Source organism: Frigoribacterium sp. PvP121 (genome assembly GCF_017833115.1).
Lineage (GTDB): Bacteria > Actinomycetota > Actinomycetes > Actinomycetales > Microbacteriaceae > Frigoribacterium > Frigoribacterium endophyticum.
The window spans coordinates 2,594,443-2,614,207 of sequence record NZ_JAFIBR010000001.1; the positions used below are offsets into that span (position 1 = coordinate 2,594,443).

At 73.9% G+C, this 19,765-nt stretch carries 17 protein-coding genes; 3 read left to right on the top strand and 14 right to left on the bottom strand.

Going from position 1 to position 19,765, the window contains the following annotated elements; genetic code table 11:
- Nucleotides 1-70: 70 nt before the first annotated feature.
- Complete coding sequence (locus tag JOE43_RS12125; RefSeq protein WP_209518032.1) at nucleotides 71-667, bottom strand: hypothetical protein; 597 nt, start codon at nucleotides 665-667, stop codon at nucleotides 71-73.
- A gap of 54 nt (nucleotides 668-721) precedes the next feature.
- Nucleotides 722-1,867, bottom strand: coding sequence for a zinc-dependent alcohol dehydrogenase (locus JOE43_RS12130; RefSeq protein ID WP_209518034.1), 1,146 nt, complete (start codon nucleotides 1,865-1,867; stop codon nucleotides 722-724).
- Between the two features lie 206 nt (nucleotides 1,868-2,073).
- Between JOE43_RS12130 and JOE43_RS12135 the strand changes: the two genes are divergently transcribed.
- The 3 genes from JOE43_RS12135 (at nucleotide 2,074) to JOE43_RS12145 (ending at nucleotide 7,044) form a co-directional block, all read left to right on the top strand.
- Nucleotides 2,074-5,493 carry a DEAD/DEAH box helicase gene (locus tag JOE43_RS12135; protein ID WP_209518036.1) on the top strand — a complete coding sequence of 1,140 codons (3,420 nt, stop codon included), beginning with the start codon at nucleotides 2,074-2,076 and terminating at the stop codon, nucleotides 5,491-5,493.
- A gap of 64 nt (nucleotides 5,494-5,557) precedes the next feature.
- A complete protein-coding gene (locus tag JOE43_RS12140; protein ID WP_245187148.1) occupies nucleotides 5,558-6,316 on the top strand; it encodes an MBL fold metallo-hydrolase in 759 nt (252 codons plus the stop codon).
- A 170-nt stretch (nucleotides 6,317-6,486) separates the two neighbouring features.
- A complete protein-coding gene (locus JOE43_RS12145; RefSeq protein WP_209518038.1) occupies nucleotides 6,487-7,044 on the top strand; it encodes a hypothetical protein in 558 nt (185 codons plus the stop codon).
- A 31-nt stretch (nucleotides 7,045-7,075) separates the two neighbouring features.
- Here the strand turns inward: JOE43_RS12145 and JOE43_RS12150 are convergent, their stop codons facing one another.
- The 12 genes from JOE43_RS12150 to JOE43_RS12205 all read right to left on the bottom strand — a co-directional run bounded on the left by JOE43_RS12150 (nucleotide 7,076) and on the right by JOE43_RS12205 (nucleotide 19,758).
- Nucleotides 7,076-7,921: an HAD family hydrolase gene (locus JOE43_RS12150; RefSeq protein WP_209518040.1), complete on the bottom strand. Its 846-nt coding sequence runs from the start codon at nucleotides 7,919-7,921 to the stop codon at nucleotides 7,076-7,078.
- On the bottom strand, nucleotides 7,918-10,743 hold the full coding sequence (locus tag JOE43_RS12155) for a phosphoribosyltransferase domain-containing protein (protein WP_307803358.1): 2,826 nt from the start codon (nucleotides 10,741-10,743) through the stop codon (nucleotides 7,918-7,920). Before JOE43_RS12155 ends, JOE43_RS12150 begins: the two co-directional genes overlap by 4 nt.
- Entirely contained in the window at nucleotides 10,740-11,981 is a 1,242-nt protein-coding gene (locus JOE43_RS12160) for an HpcH/HpaI aldolase/citrate lyase family protein (protein ID WP_209518042.1), read from the bottom strand. Before JOE43_RS12160 ends, JOE43_RS12155 begins: the two co-directional genes overlap by 4 nt.
- A gap of 6 nt (nucleotides 11,982-11,987) precedes the next feature.
- The gene (locus JOE43_RS12165; protein ID WP_209518044.1) at nucleotides 11,988-12,800 is read right to left on the bottom strand and encodes a hypothetical protein; all 813 of its coding nucleotides are present in this window, start codon (nucleotides 12,798-12,800) and stop codon (nucleotides 11,988-11,990) included.
- Between the two features lie 2 nt (nucleotides 12,801-12,802).
- Nucleotides 12,803-13,354 carry a TerD family protein gene (locus JOE43_RS12170; protein ID WP_209518046.1) on the bottom strand — a complete coding sequence of 184 codons (552 nt, stop codon included), beginning with the start codon at nucleotides 13,352-13,354 and terminating at the stop codon, nucleotides 12,803-12,805.
- Complete coding sequence (locus tag JOE43_RS12175) at nucleotides 13,354-13,893, bottom strand: hypothetical protein (protein WP_209518049.1); 540 nt, start codon at nucleotides 13,891-13,893, stop codon at nucleotides 13,354-13,356. Before JOE43_RS12175 ends, JOE43_RS12170 begins: the two co-directional genes overlap by 1 nt.
- Before the next feature lie 3 nt (nucleotides 13,894-13,896).
- The gene (locus JOE43_RS12180; RefSeq protein WP_245187149.1) at nucleotides 13,897-15,141 is read right to left on the bottom strand and encodes a toxic anion resistance protein; all 1,245 of its coding nucleotides are present in this window, start codon (nucleotides 15,139-15,141) and stop codon (nucleotides 13,897-13,899) included.
- A gap of 55 nt (nucleotides 15,142-15,196) precedes the next feature.
- On the bottom strand, nucleotides 15,197-15,775 hold the full coding sequence (locus JOE43_RS12185; RefSeq protein WP_056055259.1) for a TerD family protein: 579 nt from the start codon (nucleotides 15,773-15,775) through the stop codon (nucleotides 15,197-15,199).
- 77 nt (nucleotides 15,776-15,852) lie between these two features.
- Nucleotides 15,853-16,434, bottom strand: a complete 582-nt coding sequence (locus tag JOE43_RS12190) for a TerD family protein (protein WP_209518051.1) — start codon at nucleotides 16,432-16,434, stop codon at nucleotides 15,853-15,855.
- A gap of 61 nt (nucleotides 16,435-16,495) precedes the next feature.
- Nucleotides 16,496-17,089 carry a TerD family protein gene (locus JOE43_RS12195; protein ID WP_056055264.1) on the bottom strand — a complete coding sequence of 198 codons (594 nt, stop codon included), beginning with the start codon at nucleotides 17,087-17,089 and terminating at the stop codon, nucleotides 16,496-16,498.
- A 177-nt stretch (nucleotides 17,090-17,266) separates the two neighbouring features.
- Entirely contained in the window at nucleotides 17,267-18,397 is a 1,131-nt protein-coding gene (locus JOE43_RS12200; protein WP_209518053.1) for a DUF475 domain-containing protein, read from the bottom strand.
- A gap of 206 nt (nucleotides 18,398-18,603) precedes the next feature.
- On the bottom strand, nucleotides 18,604-19,758 hold the full coding sequence (locus JOE43_RS12205; RefSeq protein WP_209518055.1) for an SDR family oxidoreductase: 1,155 nt from the start codon (nucleotides 19,756-19,758) through the stop codon (nucleotides 18,604-18,606).
- Nucleotides 19,759-19,765: the final 7 nt, after the last annotated feature.

Here is a 19,765-nt window from a genome sequence, read left to right on the forward strand (position 1 = left end):
ACGCGGCGCGCCCCGGACCGCCCCGAGCTGTCCCCCGTCGCGCCCTCGGGGCGTCACGCGGGCGGCGCCCTCAGCGGAGGGCGCGGACCACCTTCGCGACGCCCCGCACCGCGACCACCCCGGTGACGACCCACGGCCCGGCGACGATCAGCGGGTCGAGCCAGCGGTGGTGGCGGTCGACGCGGGTGCGGTCCCGCGACGTGGCCCGCGCCTCCTTCCGGGCCTCGGCCGTGACGCCGGTCTCGCGCAGCAGGTCGTCGGGGCGGCCGCTGACCAGCGACCGCAGGTGGGCGCCGGTCGAGTCGACCCGGTCGCCGACGACGAGCAGGAGCCAGTGGGCGAGCCGGCCCTCGCTGTAGCGGTCGTACGCGACACGCCGGATCGCCCCCGAGAGCCCGTGCAAGGGCTGCGCCGTGCCGAAGACCGGCGTCACGAAGGCGTGCTCGATCGAGCGCTCCCGCCCTTCGCCGCCCGGCTGCCGCTCGGGGAACTCCCAGTGGGCTCCGGAGGCGCCCGGCGCGTACTGCAGCTTCGGGTGCGACGGGCGGTCGGCCGGGTCGAGGTCAGCGCCCCAGCCGGGCACGCGGGCCCGGAGCTGCTCCTGCGTGGGGACGGCGCGGGGCTTCGAGGGGAGGTAGGCGAGGGGGACGTCGTCGTGGTCGCTCATGGGGGGCCTCCGGATGCGGGGATGTCGGTGGGTCGTGAGGGTCGGGGGGCGGGGTCAGGCGCCGGGGACGACGAGGGTCTTGATGTTCCCGTCGAGCTTCGCGGAGAAGAGGTGGTACCCCTCGGCGATGTGCTCGAGCGGCACCCGGTGGGTGACGACGTCGCTCGGCCGGAAGTGCCCGGCGCGGATGTGCTCGAAGAGGCGCGGCCACTGGCGCTTGACCGGTGCCTGGTTCATGCGCAGCGTGAGGCCCTTGTTGAGGGCGTCGCCGAACTTGACGGCGCTCGGGAGGGGGCCGTAGGCGCCCAGGACGGAGACGGTGCCGCCCTTGCGGACGCCGTCGATGGCCCAGTTCAGGGCGACGGGAGACCCACCCTGCAGCTTGGCCTTGGCGCTGGTCAGGTGCTGCACGAGGTCGCCGTCGGCCTCGGCGCCCACCGCGTCGATGACGACGTCGGCTCCCAGGTAGTCGGTCTGCTTCTTCAGCTCGACGACCACGTCGTCGTGCTCGGCGAAGTTGATCGTCTCCGCGTGGGCGAAGGTGCGGGCCTTCTCCAGCCGGTACTCGAGGTGGTCGACGACGATCACCCGCGCGGCGCCCATGAACCACGCCGAGCGCGCCGCGAAGAGGCCCACCGGCCCGGCGCCGAGCACGACGACCGTGTCGCCCTGGCCGATCTCGCCGAGCTGCGCGCCGAAGTAGCCGGTGCTGAGCGCGTCGGTCATCAGCAGGGCGTCCTCGTCGGCGATGTCGTCGGGGATGATGCTCGGCCCGACGTCGGCGAACGGCACGCGGACGAACTCGGCCTGGCCGCCGTCGTAGCCGCCCGTGGTGTGCGAGTAGCCGTAGATGCCGCCGACCGCCGTGGCGTTCGCGTTGACGTTGTGGCAGTTGGACCACAGCCCGCGCGCGCAGAACCAGCACGAGCCGCAGTAGATGTTGAAGGGCACCATCACGCGGTCGCCCTTCTTCAGCGTCTCGACGGACGACCCCACCTCCTCGACGACGCCGATGAACTCGTGGCCGAAGGTGTGCCCGATCCGGGTGTCGGGCATGAGCCCGTGGTAGAGGTGCAGGTCGGAGCCGCAGATCGCCGCCAGGGTCACCCGCACGATCGCGTCGTTCGGGTGCTCGATGCGGGGCACGTCCTTCTCCTCGACGCGGATCTTGTACGGCCCCCGGTAGGTCATCGCTCGCACGGCTCGTCCTCCCTCGTCGTCGGGCCCCGGCCCCTCGGCGCGGCGACCCCTGGTCGACGTCAGTGAACGACGGGAGTCGCGGTGAGGGCCGACCGTGCCGGGGGCCTTGCCTGCGCGGCACGTCCCCGGTTACCATCCGCGGCGGCCTCGCCGGGGCCGGTGCGCGGCGGCGACGGGTGTCGGCGGTCGCTGCGAAGATGGACGTCATGCCCCTCCTCGACGTCGCGCCGCTCGTCGACGCCGTCGACGTCATCCGCTTCGTCGGCCCGCGCCCGTTCGCCAAGGGGCGGCAGTACTCGCGCGAAGACCGGGTCAGCGACATCACGTACGACCCCGTCGACCAGGTCGTCACCGGCACCGTGCGCGGCAGCACCGCCGAGCCCTACCGGTGCGAGATCGTCCTCCAGCCGACGCGCGGCGAGCAGAGCCGCCCCTCGCGCAGCACCTGCACCTGCCCGCTCGGCGGCGACTGCAAGCACGTGGCCGCCGTGCTGCTCGCCAACAACGCGGCCGCGCTCGCACCGCCCGCGGCCGCGCCGGCCGGCGACGCCGACCGCGCCTCGACCCGGGCCGGCGGACCAGGAGCCGGTGACGCGGCCCCCTCCCCCGACGACTGGCGCGCCCGGCTCGGCGGCCTCACCGGCCGGCCGGCGCCCCGCGACGCCCGCACCACCTCCATGGGCCTGCTCTTCGAGCTGCGGCCGCGCGTCGCCCCGCCCCGCAGCGCGCGGTGGGACGCCCCGCGCGTCGACCGGCACGAGCGCTCGACGGGCGGGCTCGGCGGCGGCCTCGTGAGCGGCAGCTCCCTCGCGGGCGCGGGGGGCGCCTCCCCGGTTCCGGCCCGGCCGTCGGGGGCGGCGAGCTGGCGACTGGGCGTCCGGCCGGTCAGCCTCAGCCCCACCGGCAACTGGGTGCGGGGCGACCTGACCTGGACGTCGCTGCCCTACCAGATGAACCGTCTCGCGATCGGGGCGGAGCAGCACGCCTGGTTCGGGCAGTTCGCCGCCCTGCACCGGTCCGTGCACGCCTCGTACGTGCCGGGCGAGGCCGACTGGCTGATGCTCGACGACTTCACGAGCCCGCTGCTCTGGCCCCTGCTCGCCGAGGCCCGCCGGCTCGGCGTCGCCCTCGTCACCGGCAAGCGCGCCACCGACGTGACGGTCGCCGCCGAGGCCCGCGTCACCGTCGACGCGCGCACCGAGCCGGGCCGGGGCCTCGTGCTCAGCGCCGGGGTCACGGTCGACGGCGAGCCGCACGCCGCCGCCGACACCGGCACGATCGGCGACCACGGCGTCTACGTGGCGACGCCCCAGCCGCACCTCGGCGTCGTGCTCGCCCCGACGGTCGCCCCGCTGGCCCCCGAGCAGAAGCAGCTGCTGACGAGCACGGCCGAGATCACGGTGCCCGAGGCCGACGCGGAGGAGTTCCTCCGCGACTGGTACCCGGGCCTGCAGCAGGCGGTCGCCGTGACCAGCCGTGACGAGTCGGTCGCGCTGCCCGAGGTGCTGCCTCCCGAGCTCGTGCTCACGGCGTCGTTCGGCGCCGGTGACACGCTCGCGCTGACCTGGCGCTGGGTGATCGCCGGCCGCACCGAGCCGTTCTCCGCGCACGAGACGCCGCTCGATCTGGAGGCGCTCGGCGTGCCCGCGCGCGGGGCCACCCTCAAGGGCGTCGCCGCCGCCGAGTTCGTGGCCACCCGCCTGCCCGGGCTGGAGGGGCGCGACGACCTCCGCGTCGTCGTCGACGGTGAGCGCCCCGACTACCGCGAGCTCACCGAGGCGCCGCACCTGACGGTCACCACGGTCGAGACCGACAAGAGGGACTGGTTCGACCTGGGGGTGCTCGTCACCGTCGAGGGGCGGACGGTGCCGCTCGTGCCGCTGCTCACGGCCCTGGCGAAGCGACGCGACAAGATGCTGCTCGTCGACAAGTCGTACCTGTCGCTCGCCCACCCGGCATTCGACGAGCTGAAGCGCCTGATCGACGAGGCGACCGGTCTCGACGAGTGGGAGGCCGGGCCGCGCATCAACCGGTACCAGGCCTCGCTCTGGTCGGAGTTCGACGACCTCGCCGATGCGACCGTGCAGGCCGACGCCTGGCGGAGCGCCGTGGGCGGCCTGCTCGAGCTCGCGGCCGGCGACCAGCTGCCGGGCGTGGCCGAGACCCCCGTGCCGGCCGGCCTCGACGCCGAGCTGCGGCCGTACCAGCTCGACGGCTTCCGTTGGCTGGCCTTCCTGCACCAGCACGGGCTCGGCGGGGTCCTCGCCGACGACATGGGCCTCGGCAAGACGGTGCAGACGCTGGCGCTCGTCGCGCACGTGCGCGAGCGGGAGGCACCGGCGCACGGGCGCGAGCGAGAGGCACCGGCCGGGTCGGCGGGGCGCCCGCCGTTCCTCGTGGTCGCGCCCACCTCGGTCGTGCCGAACTGGGCATCGGAGGCGGCGCGCTTCACCCCCGGCCTCCGTGTGCACGTCGTGACCGAGACCGAGGCGAAGAGCCGCCGACGCCTCGCCGCGGCCCTCGCCGACGGCGACGTCGACCTGGTCGTCACGTCGTACGCGCTGTTCCGGCTCGACTCGGCCAGCTACTCCCGGCACGCCTGGGCGGGGCTGGTGCTCGACGAGGCGCAGTTCGTCAAGAACCCCGCCTCGCAGGCGCACCGCTGCGCCGTCGAGCTCGACGCGCCGTTCAAGCTCGCCATCACGGGCACGCCGCTCGAGAACTCGCTGACCGACCTGTGGGCGCTCTTCCACGTCGTGGCCCCGGGGCTGCTCTCGACGCACGTCCGCTTCTCCGACGACTACGTCAAGCCGATCGCGACCGGTGAACGACCGGAGCTGCTCGCGCGGCTGCGGGCGCGCATCCGGCCCCTCATGCTCCGCCGCACGAAGGAGCTCGTCGCCGCCGACCTGCCCGCCAAGCAGGAGCAGCTGCTGCGCGTCGACCTCGCGCCGGCGCACCGCGAGCTGTACGACGCGTTCCTCCAGCGCGAGCGCCTCAAGCTGCTCGACCTCATCGACGACCTCGACCGCAACCGGTTCATCGTCTTCCGGTCGCTGACGCTGCTGCGCATGCTCGCGCTCGACGCGGCGCTGATCGACCCCGAGTACTCCGACGTGCCGTCGGCGAAGCTCGACCAGCTGCTCGACGAGCTCGACGACGTCGTGGCCGAGGGGCACCGGGCCCTCGTCTTCAGCCAGTTCACCTCCTTCCTGGGGCGCGTGGCCGAGCGCCTCGAGCAGCGGGGCACGGCGCACGAGTACCTCGACGGCTCGACGCGGCGACGGGGCGAGGTGATCGAGAGGTTCAAGGGGGGCGCCTCCCCCGTGTTCCTGATCAGCCTCAAGGCGGGCGGCTTCGGGCTCAACCTCACCGAGGCCGACTACGTGTTCATGCTCGACCCGTGGTGGAACCCCGCGTCGGAGTCGCAGGCCGTCGACCGCACGCACCGCATCGGCCAGACGAAGAACGTCATGGTGTACCGGATGATCGCGAACGACACCGTCGAGGAGAAGGTCCTCGCGCTGCAGCAGAAGAAGGCCGCGCTCTTCGACGCCGTCGTCGACGACGACGCCGTCTTCAGCTCGGCGCTGACGGCCGACGACATCCGCGGGCTGCTCGACTAGGCGGTCGCGCCCCGCCGTGTCAAGGCGTCACCGGCCGACGAGCCCCGGTGCTTGCGTGGGAGCCATGTCTCCCCTGCGCCCCCGTGCCGTGCTCGACCGCGACGTCGCCCCCGGGGTGCACCGGCTCGAGCACGCCGACACGAACCTCTACCTCGTCGAGCACGGCGACCGCGTGCTCATCGTCGACGCGGGCCTGCCGGGGGTGTGGCCCCACCTCGTCGAGTCGCTCTTCGAGCTGGGCCACGGCCTCCGCGACGTCGACGGCGTGCTGCTCACGCACGCGCACTTCGACCACGTCGGCACGGCCCGGCGCCTGCGTCAGCAGTGGGGGCTGCCCGTCTGGGTGCACCCGGACGACGCCCGGCTCGCGCGGCACCCGTACTCGTACCGGCACGAGCGGCCCCGGTGGCGCTACCCGGTCGAGCACCCCGCCGCGGTGCCCGCGCTGGCCCGCATGGCCCTGGCCGGTGCCCTCTCCGTGCCCGCCGTGCTCGACACGCGCCCGATCGCGGAGGCGGCCCTGCCCGAGGGCGCCGTGCTGCTCGAGACCCCGGGGCACACCGACGGCCACGTCGCGCTGCACCTGCCCGACCGCGACGCGGTCATCGTCGGAGACGCGGTGGTGACGCTCGACCCGTACACGGGCCGACGGGGCGCGCAGATCGTCGCGGGTGCGGCGACGGCCGACAGCGAGCTGGCCCTCTCGTCGCTCGACCGGATCGCGGCCACGGGGGCGCGGGTGCTGCTGCCCGGCCACGGAGCGCCGTTCCGGGGAGGCGCGGCACAGGCGGTCGCGGAGGCCCGGCGCCGCGGGGCGCACTGAGGGCTCGAGCGCACTGAGGACTCGAGCGCGCTGAGGACTCGAGCGCGCTGAGGACTCGGTGCGGTCTCGGACTCGCGGAGGCGCGTGCCGGGGCGACCGACCACGGGTCGCCGCTCCGCGCCTCCGAGGACGCCGACAATGCGAGGGACCCTCCGCGTAGCGTCACGCGCATGGACTCCGACGACTCGACCGCACCGCGCACGCCCGAGCAGGACGCCGCCGAGCTCGCGCTCGCGATCGTCTCGCACGCCACCGCCATCACGCAGGAGGACGACGCGGCCCTCGACGCGAGCGACGAGAACCTGCGCGAGGTCGTGGCGGGCCAGACCGACCAGCCCCTCACGGAGCGGCAGCAGGAGGTCGTCACGACCCTCGGCACGGCCGGCGGGGCCCTCGCGGCCGGCCTGAGCCACGCCCTGGCGGACGCCCGCGGCGTCGACGCCGCCGAGGTGCTCGGGGCGACGGCCCGCTCGGTGGTCGCCCACGCCCGTGACGGCGAGGCGCTCGACGACGCCGTGCGCGACGCGGCCGACGACGAGCTGGAGGCACCGCGCGGCGGCACCGCGTCCCCGTCGGACGACGACCTCGAGGCCGCTGACCCGCGCCGCGGCACGCTGCCCGAGGGCGAGGCCGACGGCCGCGACCTGCACGACGCCGGCGGCCAGGGCCAGGGCCAGCGCCCGTCGGGCGGCGACCCTCAGCGCGGCGAGGGCGACTCCCCCCGCTGACGCTCTCCCCTCCGGGCTCGCCGACCGGGCGCTACGCGGAGACGGGTGCCGGGGTGCGGGCCGCGTCGGCGACGACGGCCGACATGCGCCGCAGCAGCTCCTCGCCGGCCAGCACGCCGTCGGCGTCGGTCACCGTGAGGTGCCGCGCCGTCCAGCCGAGGTCGTGCAGCTCGCCGTGGGCAGGGCGGAAGGCGTGGTCGGCGACCTCCAGCATGCCCTGGTCGAGCAGCGAGTCCCCCGCGGCGAGCACGAGATCGGCGCCCGTGCGGGCCCGCACCTCCTCGAGGGCGGCCGCCTTGGTGACCGGGCTCGGCACGCAGTAGACCTTCCGGCCCTGCACCGAGACCGTCCAGCCGAGCTCGTCGCAGCGCGCGGCCAGGTCGGCCACCGCCGTCTCGGGCATCTCGGCGCGGTCGACGACCGCGTAGACGAAGAGCGACTCCGCGACCTTGACCGAGAGAGTCCACGTGCTCCAGTGCGCGTCGGTCAGGAGGGCCTCCACCTGGGCGAGGGGCGCGCACTCCTCCGCGACGCGGGCGTCGAGCCGTCGACGCCAGTCGAGGTCGGGCACGCCGTCGACGAGCAGCGCGCCGCCGTTGGTCGTCACCGCGTGCGTCGGCCGCACGCCCGGCAGCCGCACGCGCTGGTACTGCGCCACGGTGCGCGTCGTCACCGGCACGAGGTGCGCCGCGGCCGCGAGCGACACGAGCAGGCCCTCGGAGGCGCGGGTCGTGAACGAGATCGGCACGCCCCCGTAGACCTCCGCCACGAGCAGGTCGGGCGCGTCGCGGTCGTCGCCCTGCAGGCGCAGCGCGGCCGCGGAGTAGATGAGGGTGCGGTCGAGGTCGCAGGCGACGACCACGGGGGCGCGGCTCATCGGTCGCCTCCGTCGGTCGTGGCGGACGGCGCCGGGTCGGCGCGCACCGCCCGCCCGTCGGCACCGGTCGCCCCGGCGGTGTGCACGGGGTGGATCAGCCCGACGCAGCTGTACGGCAGCTCGTCGACGACCTCCACCGGCACGCCGCGCTGCTCGGCCAGCAGCAGCACGTGGCGCACCTCGTCGAGGGCGTCGGTGTGCACGAGCACCTTCCAGGGGACGCGCCGCAGCAGCACGCGGGTCGTCTCGCCCACGCCGGGCTTGACGAGGTTCACGTCGTGCACGCCCTGCTCGTCGCTGATGCGCTCGACGGCCTCCCAGCCGGCCCAGGTCGGGCCGGCGGACCGGTCGGCCTCCGTCGCCGCGGCCGCGACGCGGCGGTCGACCTCGTCGACGACGGCGTCGAAGCACGCCGAGACCGTGTCGACGAAGGCGCGCGAGACGTCGGCGTCGGCGAGCTCGGCGTAGAACTTGCCGCCGTGGAAGTCGTGGTCGCCGATCAGCCGGCGGTTGTAGACCGTGCGCGACACGAGGCCCGAGACGGTCGAGTTGAGGCAGGCGGACGGGATGAGGAAGTCGTCGCGGGTGCCCCAGGTCGACGCGCAGCGGCCCGGGTCGGCGAGCACGGCGAGGTCGTCGCCGAAGCGCACGCCGTCGGTCTCCTCGAAGCGCGCCAGCGCCTCGGTGAGCTCGCGGGTGATGGCGCCCTTGCCCGTCCAGCCGTCGACGAAGACGACGCGCGCCGGGTCGTGGTGGGCGACCAGCCAGCGCAGGGCGACCGGGTCGAGGCCCACGCCGCGCACGATGCTCATCGTGAGGTGCGGGGCGTCGACGCCGCGCACTCGGGCGGCCCAGCGGCGCATCAGCACGCCGACGGGGGTGCCGGCCCGCGCGAGCGAGACGAGCACCGGCGCCTGGTCACGGGCGGCGAGCACGAGGTCGGTGACGACGCCGACGGCCGTCGCGACGCGGTCGGCCGACCGGGCCAGCGCCTCCTCGTACAGGGCCTGGTACTCGGGGGTCGGCTGGTACTCGATCGGCAGCGACTCGGCGTAGTTGGCCGTCCCGCCCTGCAGCGTCGCCTCGCGCTCGTGCGCGGGCGCCTCGAGCTGCGCGTCGCCGAGGTCGGTGAGCAGCCACGACACGTCGTCGGCGTCGTACGAGCCGAACGCCGGGCCGACGAGGGGCTCGGGCAGGCTGGGCAGCTCTGCCTCGGCGGGCGACGCCCCGGTCGGGGCCGCGGCGGAGTCGGTGGAGGCGGAGTCGGTGGAGGTGGGGCTGGGCTGCACGGTGGATCTCTCGGTGAGGCGGTCGGCGGGGCCGGCGGGCGCGGGGGCGGGGGCGTCGTCGGCCGCCGCGAGCAGCACGACGAGCACGTGCTCGGCGACCGCGCGGAGCGCCTCGGTGACGCTCCCGGCGCCGACGAGCTCAGCGGGGTCGGTGCCGGGCTCGGGCATCAGCACGACCACGCGCGGCCGGGCTCCGGCCCGGGACAGGTTGTAGGCGTGCCGCGGCCCGGGGCCGTCGAGGGTCACGTCGTGGCTGCGGAAGGTGACGCCCGAGGCGACCGCGTATTCGGGGCGGTCGAGCACGGCGATGGGCGACCGCGTGGTCGACGAGGCCCGTGTGGGCAGGTGGGCGTCGAGCTCGTGCGCGACGGCGAGGGGCACGGAGAGGAACTCCTCGGTGCCGAGCACGACGACGGGGTCGTCGCCGCCGGCGCCCTCGCGCAGGTCGGCCGGCAGGCCCTCGAGCACGGCCGCCACGATGCCCGCGACGTCGACGGCGGCCGTCGCGGCCGGGGCGTCGACCCCGAACCGTTCGCTGCGCACCGGCGCGACCACGTCGCGGAGGTCGAGCAGCGCGACGGCGTCGACCGCCGAGGCCCGGTGGAGGGTCGGCTCGGCCTCGCCGAGCCCGGCCGCCACGTGGGCTCCGACCGTCAGCACGTCGGCGGGCAGCTCGACGCGCCCCTGCCCGAGCGCCACGACGTCGACGCGGGTGCCGAGCTCGCGCGCCACGGCGTCGAGCGCGGCCCGGTCGTCGTCGCCGCGGAGGTCGACGAGGGCCGCCACGACGAAGCGCTCCTGCGGCACCCGCGCGTGCAGGTCGCGCACGGTGTCGACCACCGTCGCGCCGGTGCTCAGCTCGTCGTCGACGAGCACCACGGTGCCGCCGACGCGGAGGCGCGACGGGTCGGTCGGCAGCAGCCGGTGGCTGGTGGCGTGCGAGTGGGCCTCCTCGAAGGCGCCGAAGGCGACGGCGCCCGCGGGGTCGTGACGGGTCGAGTGCAGGTACCACGAGCCGAGCGCGTCGGCGACGAGGCGCCCGAGCCCGGTCGCCGTCTCGGCGTAGCCGAGCGTCGCGACGCCGGGGTGCCCGGTGCGGAGGGCTGCCAGCTCGCGGCGCAGGGCGGCGAGGTCGCCCCGGAGTCGCGTCCGCGCCTCCCCCACGGCCTCGCGCTCGGCCAGCAGCCTCGTGAACTCGGCCGCCAGTCGCCGGAGGTCGGCACCGCGGGCGCCCGCGTCGCCCTCGGCCAGCGCGAGGTCCGCCGCCGTGCCGAGCAGCTCGCCCGCCACCACGGCGAGGCCGGGGACGGTCGGCACGTGCTTGGCGAGCACGGTGGAGACGAGGAGGTGCGCCCGGCGGGGGTTCCGCCGGAGCGCGAGGCCGACGAGGAGCTCGACGGGCACGAGGCCGTCGCCCTCGGAGCGCACGACGATGCCGACCCGGTCGTGCACGAAGCCGCTCTCGGGCGACATCGGCACGGCGGGCGCGGCGGACCGCACCGCCTCGGAGACCGGGCGGGGGCTCGCGCTCACGCCGCGCCTCCGGCCAGGCTCAGCGAGGTCGCCCGCATGCTGAGCTCGAGCAGGTCGACGTACGTGGTCTCCTCCGCGGCGACCCCGAACGCCGCGGCGCGCAGCAGCGTGCGCTCGGCCCAGGCACGGTGCGGCTTCATCTCGTTCATCTTGTTGCGGTACGGCGAGGCGACCGCGCCGCCGCCCTGGCGACCCGTGATCGCGAGGGCGTCGTGGTACTCCTCGTGGCTGACGACGCTCATCGCGTGCACGAGCGCGACGTGCGACGGGTGGATGACGGTCTTGCCCGTGATGCCGTTCGCCTGGTCGAGCGCGATCTCGCGCAGCAGGCCGTCGAAGTTCTCGAGCAGCAGGCGGCGGCGCAGGTCGACGTCGTCGGCCTCGACGAACGGCGTCATGCGCAGCTGGGGGCGCAGCAGGCGCTCGGTGTCGGCGTAGTGCTCCCACACCGGGCCGCTGATGACGAAGCCGCGCTCGTGGCGCCCGAGCCGGTTGACGATGTCGGCCATCATCGACGCGACGACGCCCACGTCGTAGATCGTGAGGTCGCGCGACCGGCGGAGGCCGAAGGCGCTCGAGAGGTCGGTCGCGCCGATCCGGACGGCGAGCACGTCGTCGCGGTGGCGCTGCAGCACCTCGGTGATGCCCTCGAGCGCCGCGGTGCGGGTCTCGGCGTGGATCATCACGGGCGACTCGAGGATGGGCATGACCCGGAGGCGACGGCGAGCCGCGTCGCCGCCCTGGTCGAAGCGCTCGTGGATCTCGTGCAGCACGGCGAAGAAGCGGTCGGCGTAGCCGTCCTGGTTCTCGAACTTCGGCAGCACGAAGCCGCTGAGCACGTCGAGGGCCGACCCCGTCCGCTCGGCCACGCGGAGCATCTGCTCGGGCGTGCGCACCCGCACGAAGAGCAGGGGCACGGGCAGCGGCGCCGCGTCGGGCGCGAGGTGGCCGGCCTGCTCACGGTGCAGCTCGGCCAGGGCCGCCACGACGGCGCCCTCGGCCTGGTCGACCTCGTCGTCGGCGACGCTGTCCTCCAGGCAGAGCACCATGCTCATCACGCCGCGGGCCGCCTGCTTGTGCACCGCACCGACGAGGTCGGGGCGCGTGCCGGGACAGTAGAGAGTGGCCCCGAGGGCGACCGCGAGGAGCGGGGCGGGCGACGAGAGGTCGAGCCTCTGCGGGATCGTGTGGAAGACGAGCGACAGCTGCTCGTCGCTGAGGAAGCCGAAATGGCGCATGGGCGATCATCTCCCGTTCGGGGCGCTGTCGCCGGGACGTTCGGGGATCGAGTACCCGAATCTCTGGTGGACGAGAGGTGGCGTGAGGGTGTCCGGCAGGGTCACCCGGCGCAGCTCGAGGAGGCCGTCGACGACGAGCATCGCCAGCGCGACCCGCTCGCCGGGCTCGGCCGGGTCGACCGAGAGCCGGCGGTCGCCGGGCAGCTCGACCTGCAGCCACGCGCCGTCGCCGGCGACGACCAGGGCACGCCGCAGCTCGCGCACGTGCCGCAGGGCCACGAGCACCTCGTCGCCGTCGAAGGCCACGAGCGGGCGGTTGCCGCTGGTCGTGACGACGTCGCCCATGCGCTGGCCGGTCGAGAAGGCGGCCCCGTCGACGAGCTCCGTGCTCTCCCACACGGCGTGCACGCCGCCGGTGACGACGAGGGTGCCGATCGCCGACCGCCGCGGCGAGAGCCGCACGACGGGCTGGTCGCGGCTCAGCTCGCGGACGTCGGTGACGTCGGGCGCGGGGAACGGCGCGGGGCGCGACGGGCGGGCGGGGCGGGTCGGGCCGGTCGCACCGGACGGGCCCGACGTGCCCGACGTGCCCGACGCGCCCGACTGCGTCGAGCTGCGGGGGCCACCGAGCGACAGGCCCGAGGAGGCGCGCCCCGGGTCGCTGGCCCGCGCCTCCGGAGCCGGGGCGGGACGAGCCACGGAGACCGGAGTCGAGACCGGCGCCGGTGCCGGCGTGGCGGGGACGTCGGGCACCGCGACCTGCGGCTTGACCCGCCGTCGCAGGAAGACGAGGTCGGTGCGCGTCGGACGCTCGGCCACGGCTAGAGCGTCACCTTGTAGTCGCGGGCCACCCCGGCGAGGCCGGTGGTGTAGCCCTGGCCGAGGGCGCGGAACTTCCAGTCGTCACGGTGCCGGTAGAGCTCGCCGAAGAGCATCGCGTCGATCGCGTGGTTCTCGTCGCTCGGCACGACGAAGCGGACGAGGTCGCGGCCGTCCTTCGTGGCGACGCGCATGCTCGCCTGGCGGACGGCCCCGAAGGTGCCGAGGCCGCGGCGGTCGGGGTCGACGTAGACGACGAAGACGATCTTGGCCACGTCGTCGGGCACGAGGGCGAGGTCGACGTCGATCTGCTCCTGGTCGGCGTCGCCGTCGAACGCGACGGCGCCGTCGGCCGAGACCAGCTGGTTGAAGAACACCACGTCGTCGCCGGTGCGGGCGGTGCCGTCCGCGCCGCAGAGCACCGCGAGGGGCACCAGCTCGGGCTGCGGGCCGCGGCTCGGCGTGGTCTGCCACGAGAAGCCGACGAGCAGCTCGTGCACGTCGGGGTTCTCGGCGGTCAGCGCGGCGTTGCTGCCGGGCACCATCTCGCCCATCAGGGTCCTTCCAGTCGGAGGGTCGGCTCGTCGAACTTCGAACGGAGGAAGCGGCCGTGGGTCGACAGCTCCTCGATCGCCCCGAGCCTGACCTGGTTCGTGAAGTCGAGCACGGTCTCGTGGACGATGCCGAGCTGCTCGACGAAGAGGGCGGTGGGGCGGGAGTCGTCGGTGCGGTCGGCCGCGGGCAGCGAGAGGTAGCGGCCGAGCGGCGTGGGCACGTGGTCCTCGACGAGCTGCTCCATGAGCACCCGCTGCTCGGTCGAGGCGCCCTGCGACTCGATCAGGGCCGCGGACTCGCGGAGCACGTCGACGATCTGGAGCAGGCGCGAGGTGACGAGGGTGGGCAGACGGCCGCCGCCCGCGTCGATCGAGCGCGCCAGCTCCTCGAGCCGACGGGCCTCCGGCGACGTGGAGCCCTGCCCGAGGGCCGACGCGACGGCCTCGCCGGCCGCGGCCACCGCCTCCCCCGGGGTCGACGACGGACGCGCCGGGACGGAGTCGTCCCGGTCGCGCCCGAAGATCCTGCCGAAGACCATCGGCTAGGCCGAGGGGCCGCCCAGCGCCGGGCGGGCGGCCGCGCCGCCGACCTCGGCGGCCTCGCCCTGGCGGCTGCGCTCGAGGTACGGCTTCGCCCGGGTGATGCCGGCCTCGAGGGCCGCCACCGTGCCGGACATGTTCTGCGCGGCCTGCGAGCGGAAGGAGTCGATGGAGTCCATCGTCGCGAAGACGTTGTCGAACGCCTTCTGCAGCGTGTCGACGCTGACGCCCGACGACGACGCCTGCTCGTGGATGCGGGCGGTCTGGTCCTTCAGCATCTCGCTGGTCTGCAGGATCATGTTGTTCGTCGTCGTGTTGATGGCGTCGATCTGGTCGAGCACCATCTTCTGGTTGGCGAGGGCCGCCGCGACCGTGACGGCCGTGCGGAGGGCCGCGATGGTCGTCGTGCGGGCCCGGTCGACGCCCTTCACGAGCTCGACGTTGTTCTTGCGGATGAGGTCCATGGCGAGGTAGCCCTGCACCGACACCGCGAGCTGCGTGAGGATGTCCTGACGACGCTGGCGGATCGGGAAGAGCACGTCGGCCTCGAGCTTCTGCGCCTGCTCCAGCTGACCGGAGGCGCGGGCGGAGTCGATCTTGGCGGTCGCGGCCTGGTCGAGGGCGTCGGCGAAGACGGCGTACTCGCTGAGCTGCCCCATCGTCTCCCAGAGCTGCTGCTTCTCGCCGGCCAGGGCCGCGTTGTCCTTCAGCAGCTCGTCCTTGCCCGACATGAGCGACTTGATGATCGCGTCGAGCTGGGTCTGGGCCGACTCGTACTTCTGGAAGTACTTCGCGAGCTTGTTCCCGCCCGGGATGAACCCGAGGATCTTCCGGCCCACGCCGAGGTCGGCCTGGTTCGGCGTGAGGTCCTCCACCGTCGACCGCAGGTCGCCCAGGGTGTTCGCGACCTTGATCTGGGCGCTGTCGCCGCCGCGCTTCGCCCCGGCGACCGACGAGGTCGACCGCTCGAGCATGCGCGTCGAGTAGCCGCTCGACGAGGTCATCTCGGCGCTGGCGAGGCTCGAGATGCCCTCGACCTTCTCGGTGAACTCGGGTGCCCGGGGGTCGAGCGTCGACACGTCGCGGATGAACTCCTGCGCCTGGCGCCGGATCTCGACCTGGCGGTCCTCCGGCACGGGGATCATGCCGGGCGCGGTCTCGGGCTCGACGATCGCCGGCGCCTCGGGCGCGCGCAGGACGAGCTCGCCGCTCTCGTCGGGGTCGGGAGGGGTGAGGGTCATGCTCATGGGTGATCCGATCCTGAGGTGTCGACGGGGTGGGGAACCGGGTGGTGGGGGCGGCTCAGCCGAAGGTGACGCCGAAGTCGCCGGCGATGCCCGCGAGGCCGGTGGTGTAGCCCTGGCCGACGGCCTTGAACTTCCACTCCGAGCCGCTCCGGTAGACCTCCGCGAAGACCATGGCGGTCTCGGGCGCGGCGTCCTCGCTGAGGTCGAAGCGCACGATCTCCTTGTCGTCCTGGTCGAGCACGCGGCAGTAGGCGCCGCGGACCTGGCCGAAGTTCTGGCGGCGCTCGTCGGCCTGGTCGATCGAGACGGCGATGACGACGCGGTCGACGTCGGCCGAGACGCTCTGCAGGTCGATCGAGATCTGCTCGTCGTCGCCGTCGCCGGCGCCGGAGCGGTTGTCGCCGAGGTGCTTCACCGAGCCGTCGGCGGCCTCGGTCTGGTTGTAGAAGATGAAGTCGGCCGACGAGCGGACCTTGCCGGCCGGGCCGACGAGGAGGGCCGAGGCGTCGAGGTCGAAGGCCTCGCCGCTGGTCGTGCGCGGGTCCCAGCCGAGGCCGACGGTGGCGACGGTCAGCCCGGGGCTGGTCTTGGTGAGCGAGAGGTTGTTGCCCTTGGCGAGCGAGAGTCCGGCCATGGTGTCGTCCTTCTGTCGTGGTGGTGCGCGTACGGGGTGCGGTGGTGCGGGGTGCTGCAGGCGGTGCGGGCCCGGGCTCAGTCGAGCACGATGCCGAAGTCGGTGGCGATGCCGTAGAGCCCGGTCGAGTAGCCCTGGCCGACGGCCCGGAACTTCCACTCGGAGCCGTGCCGGTAGATCTCGGAGAAGATCATGGCCGTCTCGGAGGCGGCGTCCTCGCTGAGGTCGTAGCGCACGACCTCCTGCCCGTTGTCCTCGTTGACGACGCGGCAGAACGCGTCGCGCACCTGCCCGAAGTTCTGCCGACGCACGTCGCCCTGGTCGATGGTGACGCAGATCACGATGCGGTCGACGTCGGCGGGCAGCAGCGACAGGTCGATGCGGATCTGCTCGTCGTCGCCGTCGCCCTCGCCGGTGCGGTTGTCGCCGAGGTGGGCGACGGAGCCGTCGGGGGTGGCCAGCTGGTTGTAGAAGATGAAGTCGTCCTGCGACCGGACCTTGCCGTCCGCCCCGAGCAGCAGCGCCGAGGCGTCGAGGTCGAAGGCCTGGCCGGCGGTGGTGCGAGGGTCCCAGCCGAGGCCGACGACGGCACGGCTCAGGGTCGGGTCGGCCTTGGAGAGGGAGAGGTTGTGGCCCTTGGAGAGGGTGAGGCTCGCCATCGATGTGTTCCTTCCGTGCGGGGTGCCGTGGTGCCGGGTGCCGTCGAGTCGGTGGCCCGGCCTAGAGCGCGGCGGCGGCGGGGCCGACGAGCTCGGGCACGGCCCGGCCGTTCGCCCGCTCGCCGATCGCGGTGAAGGTCCAGCCCTCGGGGGTGCGCGCGACCTTGGCCATGATCATGGCGGTGTGCGTGCCCGAGTCGGTCAGCTGGTAGCGCGCGACCTCGGGGCTGCCCGCGGTCGAGTCGTCGACGACGCGGCAGAACGCGTTCTTGACGAGGTCGAAGGTCTGGCGGCTGTAGCTGCTGATGACGAAGACGATCTGGCTGACGCTCGGCGAGACGCGGGTCAGGTCGATCATGATCGTCTCGTCGTCGCCGTCGCCCTCGCCGGTGAGGTTGTCGCCGGTGTGCCGGGCCGAGCCGTCCTTGCTCGCGAGCTGCTGGAACCAGACGAGGTCGAGCACCGCGCCGTTCGCGTCGAAGAAGATCGCCGAGGCGTCGAGGTCGACGTCGGCCTCCTTCTTGAGGCCGCCGAAGAAGCCCTTCTTGGCGGGCGTCGCGCTGTCCCAGCCGAGGCCGAGACGCACCTTCGACAGCTGGCCCCCGTCGGCCTTCTTGAGGCTCAGCGACTGGCCCTTCTGCAAGCTCAGACCCATGATGTTCTCCTTCGATGATCGTGGTGGAGAGCTGCCGGGAGGCCCGCTCCTCCTGTTCGTTGCCTGTGTGACTGGTGACATCCTGTCCGAACGACCTGGGCTGGTGCTGACCGCGGGCGATGGAGCAACTGTCGGAGCCCTGTGCCCGAGGAGGCGCGGAACGGCACCCGGAGCCCGCTAGCGGGAGGCGGTGACCGGCGCCTTCGCCGCCTCCTCGCGCGCCACGCGCCGGTTGCGCACGAGCGACGACGCGAACGCGGCGAGGATGAACACGACGCCGATCAGGCCCGTGACGACCTCGTTGACGTGGACGCTGATCGACACGAGCAGGATCGTGGCCAACGCGCCGATCGCCCAGTGGGCGCCGTGGTCGAGGTAGACGTAGTCGTCGAGCGTGCCGGCCCTGACGAGGAAGACCGTGAGCGACCGGACGAAGATCGCGCCGATCAGGCCGAGGCCGAGCGCGATGAGGATGGGGTCGCTCGTGATGGCGAACGCGCCGATGACCCCGTCGAACGAGAACGACGCGTCGATGACCTCGAGGTAGAGGAAGAGCAGGAAGGCCGCGCGGCCCACGACCTTGCCGCCGGTGTTGCGGGGCCCGCCGGCGCTGATGCGCTCGGCGCGGGCGGCGACCTCCTCCGGGTCGATGTCCTGGTCGTCGTCGTCGTCCGACACGTCGAACAGCGCGCCGAGGCCCGTGACGAGGAAGTACGCGACCATGCCGAGCGCCCCGGCGACGAGCACGACCGCCTGCTTCTCGCCCGCCGCGAGCGAGGCCACGACGAGGGCCACGAGACCGATCACGACGGAGGCGCTGCTGAGCTTGCCGACCCAGGCGAACGCGAGCTCGGGGATCCCCAGCCAGCGGATGTCGCGGTCCTCGAACATGAAGTCGAGGAAGAGCATGAGCAGGAAGATCCCGCCGAAGGCCGCGATCTGCGGGTGCGCGTCGTTGAGGATGTACGCGTAGGTGCCGGGCTCCTCGATGCTGCCCTGCTCGAGAGCGAGGCGGATGGCCTCGACCGGGTTCAGCTGGGCCGTGACGGCCACGATCAGCAGCGGGAAGAGGATCCGCATGCCGAGCACGGCGATGAGGATGCCCACGGTGAGGAACATCTTCTGCCAGAAGGCGCTCATGCGCTCGAGGATGCGGGCGTTGACCACTGCGTTGTCGAAGCTGAGGCTGATCTCGAGGATGCCGAGCACCGCGACCAGGATCAGCGCCTCGACGCCGCCGTACACGAAGCCCACCGCGAGGGCCAGCACCGTGACGACCAGCGACCCCGCGAACGTCTTGAAGAACACCTGGCGACTCCCCCTCGGCCGGTCGTGCCGGCCTGCTCGTGACCGTGCGGGAACGAGCCCCCACGGGGTGCCCCGGCGGTCGGCCCGGGCACCCGCCGAGTATATGGGCGTGCCGCGGGCTCGGCACGGCGGTCGTGCACATCGTGCAGCCGGTCGGGGCCGGGCTGGGCCGGCCGGTCGTCCGCCGAGCCCGGAGGCGCTCGGGGCTACGGGATGAGGCGCGCCTCGCGGTAGCGGGTGAAGAGCCGGGCGAACGCGGTCTCGGTGCGGACGAAGCCGAGGAAGCCCGCCTCCCGGCTCTTGCCCATGTCGGTCACGACCTCCATCTCACGGCCGAGGTCGGCGTCGGTGTGCCACCACGACGCGACCCTCGACAGGTCGGCCTCGGCCAGGCCCAGCCGGCCGGCGACCTCGGCCCAGTCGGCCTCCCGCCCCGCGAACTGCTGCTCGAACGGGCGCGGCGCCCCCTCGTAGCCCTGCACCAGGGCCGGGTCGACGCCGAGGTGCTCGGCGAGGCGCGGCCACATCCAGCGCCACCGGAACACGTCGCCGTTCACGACGTTGAACGGCTCGTCGGCCCCGGCCGGGTCGGTGGCGGCCCAGACCATGTGGTCGGCGAGCAGGCCCGCGTCGGTCATGTCGGTGAGCGAGTTCCACTGCGTCTCGCTGCCGGGGAAGGTGAAGGGCAGGCCGAGCTCACGGCTGAGCGTGGCGGCGGCCGCGACGGTCAGGCCCATGTTCATGGCGTTGCCGACGGCGTAGCCGATGACCGTGTGCGAGCGGTGCACCGACCAGGTGAAGCCCTGTCGCTCGGCGGCCGCGAACAGCTCGTCCTCCTGCGCGTAGTAGAAGTTCGGGGTGTCGAGGCGCGGCTCCTCCTCGTGGAAGGGCGTGTCGGGCATCTCGCCGGCCGCGTACGCCTCGAACGGCCCGAGGTAGTGCTTGAGGCCGGTGACGAGGGCGACGTGCTGCAGCGGCGCGTGCGCCAGGGCCGCGAGCAGGTCGCGCACCATCCCCGCGTTGACGGCGATGTTCTCGGCCTCGGTCTCCTGCCGCGACCACGCCGTGAAGAAGACGTGCGTCGGTCGCTCGTCGCGGAGCGCCTCGGCCAGGCTCTCCGCGCTGCGGAGGTCGGCGGCGACGCCGCGCACGCCGGGGGTCGAGGACGCACGGCGCGAGAGCGCGAGGACCTCCCACCCGTCGCGCGTGAGCGCCTCGAGGAGCGCGGTGCCGGTGATGCCGCTGGCGCCGACGACGAGCGCGGTGCGGGGAGCCTCGCCGGAGGCGCGGGTCGGGCGGGGCCCCGCCTCGCCCTCGGTCGACGGGCCGGTGGTCGTGGGGGTGGTCGTGTTGTCGGTCACGTGTCGT